Origin of the sequence: Moraxella sp. VT-16-12 (assembly GCF_002224245.2) — a bacterium.
In the GTDB taxonomy this organism is placed as follows: Bacteria; Pseudomonadota; Gammaproteobacteria; order Pseudomonadales; family Moraxellaceae; genus Moraxella.
In genome coordinates this window covers 1-824 of record NZ_NKHK02000030.1, presented here as the reverse complement: position 1 = coordinate 824, position 824 = coordinate 1, and the positions used below count along the sequence as shown (strand labels likewise).

General features: G+C 46.0%; 1 protein-coding gene. It reads left to right on the top strand.

Features of this window, described 5'->3' with window-relative positions; genetic code table 11:
- The coding region (locus tag CEW93_RS10870; RefSeq protein ID WP_222432748.1) for a hypothetical protein at window positions 1–824 on the top strand (824 nt) is incomplete at both ends.

Below are 824 nucleotides of genomic sequence, written 5' to 3'. Positions count from 1 at the left end.
AACAATGCAAAGACACAAGAAATCGCCAATTTAACCCAAACCGTGAGCGGTCATACGTCTAGCATTCGTGAATTGGGGATAACGACAGGTGAACTTGCCCAAAAATACAGCCAAATCAAAACACAAGCGGATAAGTCCACCAGCGACATTACGGCGATTAGGCAGACACAGGCAGGGCAAGCGACCAGTATTGAGCGGTTGGGGGCGAAGTTTGATAATTTGACGGTGGGTGGGCGTAATTTGTTAAAACACACCCAACGCCTAAACCAACTTTGGCGATTTGCCAGTCGTGGACAAGGTAATAGCATGACTGTCAGTGATGGTGTGGCACGCTTAATAGGTGTTGGCAGCACTTGGAAACACTTAGGTTATGACATCAACAAAGCAACTGCCGAAGCGTGGTTGAAAGATGGTACAACCTTTACTTTATCTGTCTATGCTAAAAAAATCTCTGGCAATCCTAGACTGTCTGTCGCTTTGCGAAAGGGCATAACAGGAGGATTTAGAGATAACCTTGTAGGTAGGACTTTTGATTTGTCAGATGACTGGCAAAAGCTTATTGTATCAGGCACAATGACAACAGATGACTTGCAATACTTGTTTGTTAGATTTGAGTTTTGGGGTGATGGCGTGGTTGAGCTTAAAAAGCCAAAATTGGAGTATGGCAACGTAGCAACCGACTGGACACCCGCTCCCGAAGACACTCAAAGCCAACTTGATGAAAAAGCAAGCACGGCAACCCTTGACGAATTTAAACAAGCCCAAGCGACCAAAGAGCAAGCAACAGCCCAGCGTATCGCTGCCCTTGACGCCGCATACAAACT